General features: G+C 43.7%; 4 protein-coding genes and 1 pseudogene. 4 read left to right on the top strand and 1 reads right to left on the bottom strand.

Features of this window, described 5'->3' with window-relative positions; all coding sequences use genetic code 11:
- Positions 1–241: pseudogene (locus BLS65_RS12855) on the bottom strand (hypothetical protein); the annotation flags it as partial.
- A 401-nt stretch (positions 242–642) separates the two neighbouring features.
- On the opposite strand from BLS65_RS12855, the gene BLS65_RS12850 reads away from it, so the two are divergent.
- The 4 genes from BLS65_RS12850 (at position 643) to BLS65_RS12835 (ending at position 7,028) form a co-directional block, all read left to right on the top strand.
- Positions 643–1,752: a radical SAM/SPASM domain-containing protein gene (locus BLS65_RS12850; protein ID WP_212590550.1), complete on the top strand. Its 1,110-nt coding sequence runs from the start codon at positions 643–645 to the stop codon at positions 1,750–1,752.
- Positions 1,736–3,097: a S41 family peptidase gene (locus BLS65_RS12845; RefSeq protein ID WP_092439637.1), complete on the top strand. Its 1,362-nt coding sequence runs from the start codon at positions 1,736–1,738 to the stop codon at positions 3,095–3,097. The genes BLS65_RS12850 and BLS65_RS12845 overlap by 17 nt, the downstream gene beginning before the upstream one ends.
- 214 nt (positions 3,098–3,311) lie before the next feature.
- Positions 3,312–5,504 carry a peptidase domain-containing ABC transporter gene (locus tag BLS65_RS12840; RefSeq protein WP_092439634.1) on the top strand — a complete coding sequence of 731 codons (2,193 nt, stop codon included), beginning with the start codon at positions 3,312–3,314 and terminating at the stop codon, positions 5,502–5,504.
- A gap of 225 nt (positions 5,505–5,729) precedes the next feature.
- The gene (locus BLS65_RS12835; protein ID WP_125869870.1) at positions 5,730–7,028 is read left to right on the top strand and encodes an HlyD family secretion protein; all 1,299 of its coding nucleotides are present in this window, start codon (positions 5,730–5,732) and stop codon (positions 7,026–7,028) included.
- Positions 7,029–7,070 lie beyond the last annotated feature (42 nt).

The following is a 7,070-nucleotide window of genomic DNA, read 5'->3' as shown; positions in this document are numbered from 1 at the left end:
CGGTAAGCTGGTTCAGCTCTGAGCGCAGGTGTTCGGTAATATCCTCGGCGCATTCGCCGCCGCATAAAACCAGCATGAGGTAGGATCGAAACAAATCACTGTAGGAATACTGTGCCTTAACTCCCCGAATGCCAAGCGTTTGGTCTATGGTGTCGTAAATAGAGGCCTCCCGGATAATTTTGTCTGCAAAATTTATTCCGCCAAAAGAGTTGATGGTGTCGCTAGAATATGTAATTTTCATCCGCTACGATGTTTTCACCTAAGTAGGTGAAAATATTTTAATCGGGAAAGCCTTGTGATGATTATTATTACAGGGGTTCCCGATTATTTTATGCTTTTATGTTGCGGATATAAGGTCTTAGGTGATATTGTTTGTTTTCTTTTTTGTCATTCTGTAAATTATCTTGTTTAGCCTGAATGCTTAATCGTATTCAGGCTAAATTTAACAATAAAAAGATGCACATGTCGAAATTCAGGCTAAATAAATTCACCTATTTTTTGGAATATAATAATGATGTTATATGCTTTAATCTAGTGAATAAATTTTTTTTTGTATTGAATGTGGAGAATTATCTGCTACTTAAGAAGCATGAAGATGACCTTGATAAATTGAAGTCTGTAAAGTTGAATTTGTTTACAGCAATGAAAAAGATTTATGTTATTGTTGATGAGGATGAAAAAGAGATCGATAGGGTTAAGTTGCAGTATTTAACTTCTGTTTACAGAGATTCTACCTATAGATTTACTATAATACCTACATTGAATTGCAATTTTGATTGCTGGTATTGTTATGAAACTAAGACTAAGGGCTCTATGCATCAAGATGTTCAAGATAATATTCTTAGACATATTACTCATAAAATAACAAACGAAAGGATTAGTAGTATAGACTTAGATTGGTTTGGAGGAGAGCCTTTGATGTGTTTTGATGATGTTATATTTCCTTTATCCCAAAAAATATCTCAACTAGCAAATAATCATAATGTTAAATTTTCAAATCAAATAACAACTAATGGGTATTTGTTGAGCAAAACTCGCATCGACAAACTTGCAGAAATTGAGTTGAATCGCTTTCAGATCACCTTAGATGGAAACAAAGAAAACCATCAAAAAGTAAAAAAAGGGAAAAATACATATGCAAAAACAGTGTCAAATATCAATGAGTTATGCCAAAATATTGAAAAGCTTGACCTTAAGTTAAGGATTAATTTCTCAGACGAAAACCTCGCGAGTTGTGTTGATATTATTGCCGATATACCATTGGAGAATCGAAAAAAAATTCAAGTTGCATTTCAACGAATTTGGCAATTGAAAAATATAAATGATTATTACTATGATGTTGATGAGGTGAAGAAGATTTTTAAACAAGCAGGATTTAGAGTGGATGAATACACTACACCTCAAGTGCAATTATGCTATGCTGACAAACTTGAGCAGGCTATAATTAATTACGATGGGCTAGTATTTAAATGTACTGCTAGAGATTTTGTGGAAAGTAATAGCGATGGTTGCCTTAATAGTGAAGGCATGATTGATTGGAACATCAAGAAACTTTCTAGAAGATTGGGACATATTAAGTTTGATAATCCTAAATGTCTTTCATGTGATTTGCTGCCTGTATGTTATGGTCCGTGTAGTCAGAAAATAGTGGAAACTGATCCTGGTGAATTCAATAGAATATGTAACTATCAAGGGTTGAAACAGTCAGTTGATGAAATGTTAAAAAGAATGTACCATGAGCAAATTTGTTAATCTGATTGTATTTTTTCTACTAGTTGAGATTTGCCAAGGTCAACAAATTGGAAATACTATTTCATCGAAGGAGAAGATATTCCATTTAAGCACTCTATGGAGTGAACTGAAATACAATTATGTCAATATGGATCATGTCTCCTTTGATATTGATAGTCTCTATAGTGCTTATATTCCTAGGATTATAGAGACAAATAACGACTATGAGTTTTATCGACTGATGAGAAAGTTTACTGCTACTTTTAAAGATGGGCATACTGAGATATGGGATAATGGTATGTTCTCAACAATGAGAGATTACTTTACTTTGAACTTGATTGATGTTGGAGAGAAGGTTTATGTTTCGACTGTTAGAAAATCGCCGGAAAATGATTCAACATGGGTAGGTGCTGAAGTGGTGAAAATTACGAATATTCCAACGAAACAATTCTTGGAAGATTCAATTTTTCCATATATTTCTGCATCAACCACACAGCATATGTGGATGCAGGGTGTTCATCAGGTTCATCAAGATTTTGTGTGGAAAAAGTTTCAAGCTACTTTAGTTTTAATGAATGGCGATACTGTTGACATTACTCTATCTCGAAATGGTGAAGCTACCCGAACCCTCAATGATCAAACTTGGGGTATCCCATACGAAAGGAATGTGCAACTCGTAAAATTCGAAGTAATTGACGATAGCATTGGTTATTTAAATATCAGGGCTTTTTCGCCTGAAGAGGTTGCAATAAAACTAATAGATCAGCACATTGATGCAATCAATAAAACTAAAGGATTAATTATTGATTTAAGAAAAAATGGTGGAGGTAGTACTACTGTTGCATGGTATTTACAGTCTTTGCTTACCAGAAACGATCATTTCTTAAACTTTGGTTGGGAAACAAGAATAAATAATGGTGTCAAAAAGGCAAATGCTAATTGGAAAGTGGAATACAAGGAGTTTGGAAACAACACTGCATTATTGTTTAATCGGCCAGACACAATCTTCATCCCAGATACTATTAAAAGAATAAGTGTTCCTGTTGTTGTACTGATTGGCCGATATACATTTTCTGCTGCAGAGGATTTTCTAGTTAATATTTATGAGACACCCCAAAGACCAAAACTTATTGGTGAGGAGACTGGCGGTAGTACGGGCTCCCCGCTTGTTGTAAAGGGTCTTCCCAATGATGGAATTATACGAATTTGTACTCGGAGAATATGTTTTCCGTATAGTGGAAAACGTTTTGTAAATGGAGGAATAAAACCGGATATAGAGATTGCACAAACTATTCATGATCTATTAGACAGTAGAGATGTTGTCTTGGAGAGAGGGATAAATGAAATATTGCAAATGAGAAAATGAGTTCAGTTTAAAGTTTACATGAGAAGATTACTCATAAATGTATTTCTAACTATTCCAAACTTGGTGCCATGCATACTCCTTCCACCGGTTGATGGATAAATATTTTCGGAGGAGACAGTGGGTTTCTCGCTAGTAGGCAAAAGGGCTCTATCTTCGTATGGTGGTGCACCACAATTTTTAGTATATTCGAACACCAATTAAGCCTCTATCATAAATGTCCTTCCCCCACTATAACCAACCCGATGCCATGGACTGCGGTCCCACCTGCCTTCGCATGGTGGCGCGCCACTACGGCAAGCACTATACCATTCAAACGCTGCGCGAGCGGAGCCACATTTCGCGCCTTGGCGTGAGCATGCTTGGCATTTCGCGGGCAGCTGAGAGCATTGGCTTTCGTACACTCGGCGTGAAGATTCCGTTCGAGAAGCTGGCCAACGAGGCTCCGCTTCCGGCCATTGTACACTGGAACCAAAACCACTTTGTGGTGGTGTATAAAATTACGGGGCGCACGGGGAAGGAAACCGTTCACGTGGCCGATCCCGCCGGTGGCTTGGTAACCTTTAGCCGCGTTGAGTTTATGCGCTGCTGGGCATCCACGGGTAGCAACGAGGAACCGCAGGGCACGGCGCTGCTGCTGGAGCCCACGCCCGATTTCTACGCCACGGCCGATGAGAAGCCCAACAAGAAGAGCTTCGGCTACCTGCTGAGCTACCTGCGCCCCTACCGCAAGTTGCTCATCCAGCTGCTTCTGGGGTTGCTGCTGGGCAGCTTGCTGCAGCTTATATTCCCCTTTCTTACCCAGGCCATTGTCGATTACGGTATCGGTAACCGCAACATTGCCTTTATTTACCTGGTGCTTATTGCCCAGCTGGTGCTTACCCTCAGCCGGGTATCGGTGGAGTTTATCCGCGGCTGGATTCTGCTGCACCTTGGTACGCGCATCAACGTGGCGCTGGTCTCCGATTTCCTTACCAAGCTCATGCGCCTGCCCATTGCCTACTTCGACACCAAGATGACGGGCGACCTCATGCAGCGCATTGGCGACAACAAGCGCATCGAGACCTTTCTCACGGGCACCTCGCTTTCGGTGCTCTTCTCGCTGATGAACCTCATCATCTTTGGGGCGGTGCTCCTCTTCTACAGCAGCACCATCTTCCTGATATTTTTGGCCGGTAGCTCTATATACGCCGCTTGGGTATGGCTTTTCCTGAAGAAGCGCGAGGAGCTAGACCATCGGCGGTTTGCCCAGATGTCGGCCAACCAGAGCAACGTGATTCAGCTCATCCAGGGGATGCAGGAGATAAAGCTCAACGGCTGCGAGCAGCAGAAACGGTGGGAGTGGGAGCGAATCCAGGCACGCCTCTTCCGCGTAAGCATCAAGGGGCTTGCCCTTAGCCAATACCAGCAGAGCGGTGGCGTTCTCATCAACGAGATTAAGAATATCCTCATTACTGTGATTGCCGCCAAGAGCGTGGTCGATGGCCAAATGACGCTGGGTATGATGCTCTCGGTACAGTATATCATTGGGCAGCTCAACAGCCCCATCGAGCAGCTTATCGGCTTCTTTAACCAGACGCAGGATGCCAAGATCAGCCTTGAGCGGTTGGGCGAGATTCACCTCCGTAAGGACGAGGAGGATGTGGAGGAGTCGCACATTGATGATATTCCAACCAACAAAGGCATTGCGCTCAACAACCTTTCGTTTAGGTATGAGGGGCCCGATTCGGAGCTGGTGCTCGATAAGGTTAACCTCTTAATTCCCCCAGGAAAGCAAACCGCCATTGTGGGCACCTCGGGTAGCGGCAAAACTACGCTGGTAAAGTTGCTGCTGGGCTTTTACCCGCCATCGGAAGGGGAGATACTGCTGGGCGAAAATCGCATGGAGGCCTTCAGCCTGCGCGAATGGCGAAGGCAGTGCGGGGTGGTAATGCAGGATGGGTTCATCTTCTCCGATAGCATTGCGGCCAACGTGGCACCGGGCGCAGAGGTCATCGATAAGGTGCTGCTGCTGCATGCGGCTCAGGTGGCCAATATCGCCGAGTTTATCGACTCGCTGCCCTTGGGCTACAACACCAAGATTGGTCCGGAGGGGCATGGGCTAAGCCAGGGGCAAAAGCAGCGCATTCTCATTGCTCGCGCGGTGTATAAGAATCCTCAGTTTATCTTCTTCGATGAGGCAACCAACGCCCTTGACGCCAACAATGAGCGCACCATCCTTGAGAATCTTCATGAATTTTTTAAGGGCCGCACCGTGGTGGTGGTGGCTCACCGCCTGAGCACCGTCCGTAATGCTGACCAGATTGTGGTAATTGAAAAGGGCCAAATTGTGGAGGTTGGAACCCATGAGGAACTCTCGGCAAAGAAGGGCGCATACTATACGCTGGTGAAAAATCAGCTGGAGCTGTAAAGCGTGAAATGTAAATTATTAAAGGTGAAAAGATTGATAGTTCTGGTTGACCGGTTACAATTGCTGATGTTGGTTTAGATCATCACTTCCTTTTTAGGGTAGGACACAATGTGAAAAGTAAAAGGATGGCTGCTGCAGGATACCCTTGTGGTAAAAATAGTTGATTTGTTTTTGAGTTTTAATCTGTGATAATCTGCGAAATCTGTGGTGAAAAAAATAGTTGAAGTGGAAAAGTCAAAAGATATAAATTTACGTTCCGAAGAAATAAACGACCTACTTGGAACCCCACCGCGCTGGATTATTAGAGGCGGGATTGGGGTAGTGTTTGTGGTTGTGCTTACGATTATTGTGGGAAGCGCATTTTTTCAGTACCCCGAGATTATTACCGCACCAGTGGTGGTGTCCACCGAAAACCCGCCCTCCATGGTGGTGGCGCGGATTGGCGGAAAGCTGTCGGGACTTCTTGTGGCCGATGGTGCTACAGTTTCGAAGGGTGATACCTTAGCAATGATTCAAAACTCCGCTTCACTAACCGACATTGGAATCCTTCAAAAGCGGATGTTGGTTGCGGCCAGTGCGGTTGATCGCTATGATACCCTTTTGCTGCCTCGTGAGGAGGTCTTTTTGCATCTTGGCGAAGTTCAATCTCCCTACGCTACGTTTACTCGGTCGGTAGCCGATTATCGACTCTTTCTACGGCAAGATTTCCATCACAAGAAAATGACCGCTCTGCAAAAAGAGCAGAAGGAGTATCGGGTATACTGCACCCGGCTCCAGTCGCAGCTTCGCCTAATGGAGCGTGATCTTAAGATTTCACAAAACCAGTTTAGGCGCGATTCGGTTCTCTTTACTCAACAGAATATAGCCGCTTTAGATTACGAGCGCGCCGAGCAAGCACTCCTTGCAAAGCGATCGGGATTGGAACAGTCGAAGGTTTCTGTATCCAACGCTAGTATTACCCTCGCTAAGTTGGAGCAGGAACAGCTGGAACTGAGCATGACTTTTTCTGAGCAGGACGCCAAACTAAAGAGCGATTTACGATTAGCCTATGAACAATTGGTGACATTGCTTTCGGCGTGGGAACAGCAGTATCTTCTAAAGGCTGCCACTTCTGGGAAAATGAGTTATATAAAGGTGTGGAGTTTGTCGCAGGAGGTTAAGGCTGGCGAATCCGTTTTTGCTGTGGTTGCAGAAAATCCAGGTAATCCGGTTGGTCGTATCGAACTTCCGGCCCAAGGAGCTGGCAAGGTAAAGGAGGGACAGTCAGTAAATATTAAGCTCGACGGTTATCCTTTTATGGAGTATGGTCTTCTCACCGGACGGGTTAGGTTGGTTTCGGTTGCTCCCAGCGAGGGTAAGTATACCGTGGTAGTTGAGTTACCCAAAGCGTTAGAAACCTCTTATCATAAAAAGGTAAATCTTCGGGGTGAACTCTCTGGTATCGCGGACATTTCTACCGAAGAGGCTAGCCTACTGCAGCGGTTGCTTTATCCTGTTCGGTATCTTTTTCGCATGCAGTCCTAAGAATGGGGAGTATCATAATACTCTATTGTCTCTTCCGATTTA

It is taken from the genome of Williamwhitmania taraxaci, from assembly GCF_900096565.1.
Classification (GTDB): Bacteria; Bacteroidota; Bacteroidia; order Bacteroidales; family Williamwhitmaniaceae; genus Williamwhitmania; species Williamwhitmania taraxaci.
Note: the sequence above shows the minus strand (reverse complement) of the source record. Positions and strands in the feature narration are given on the sequence as shown.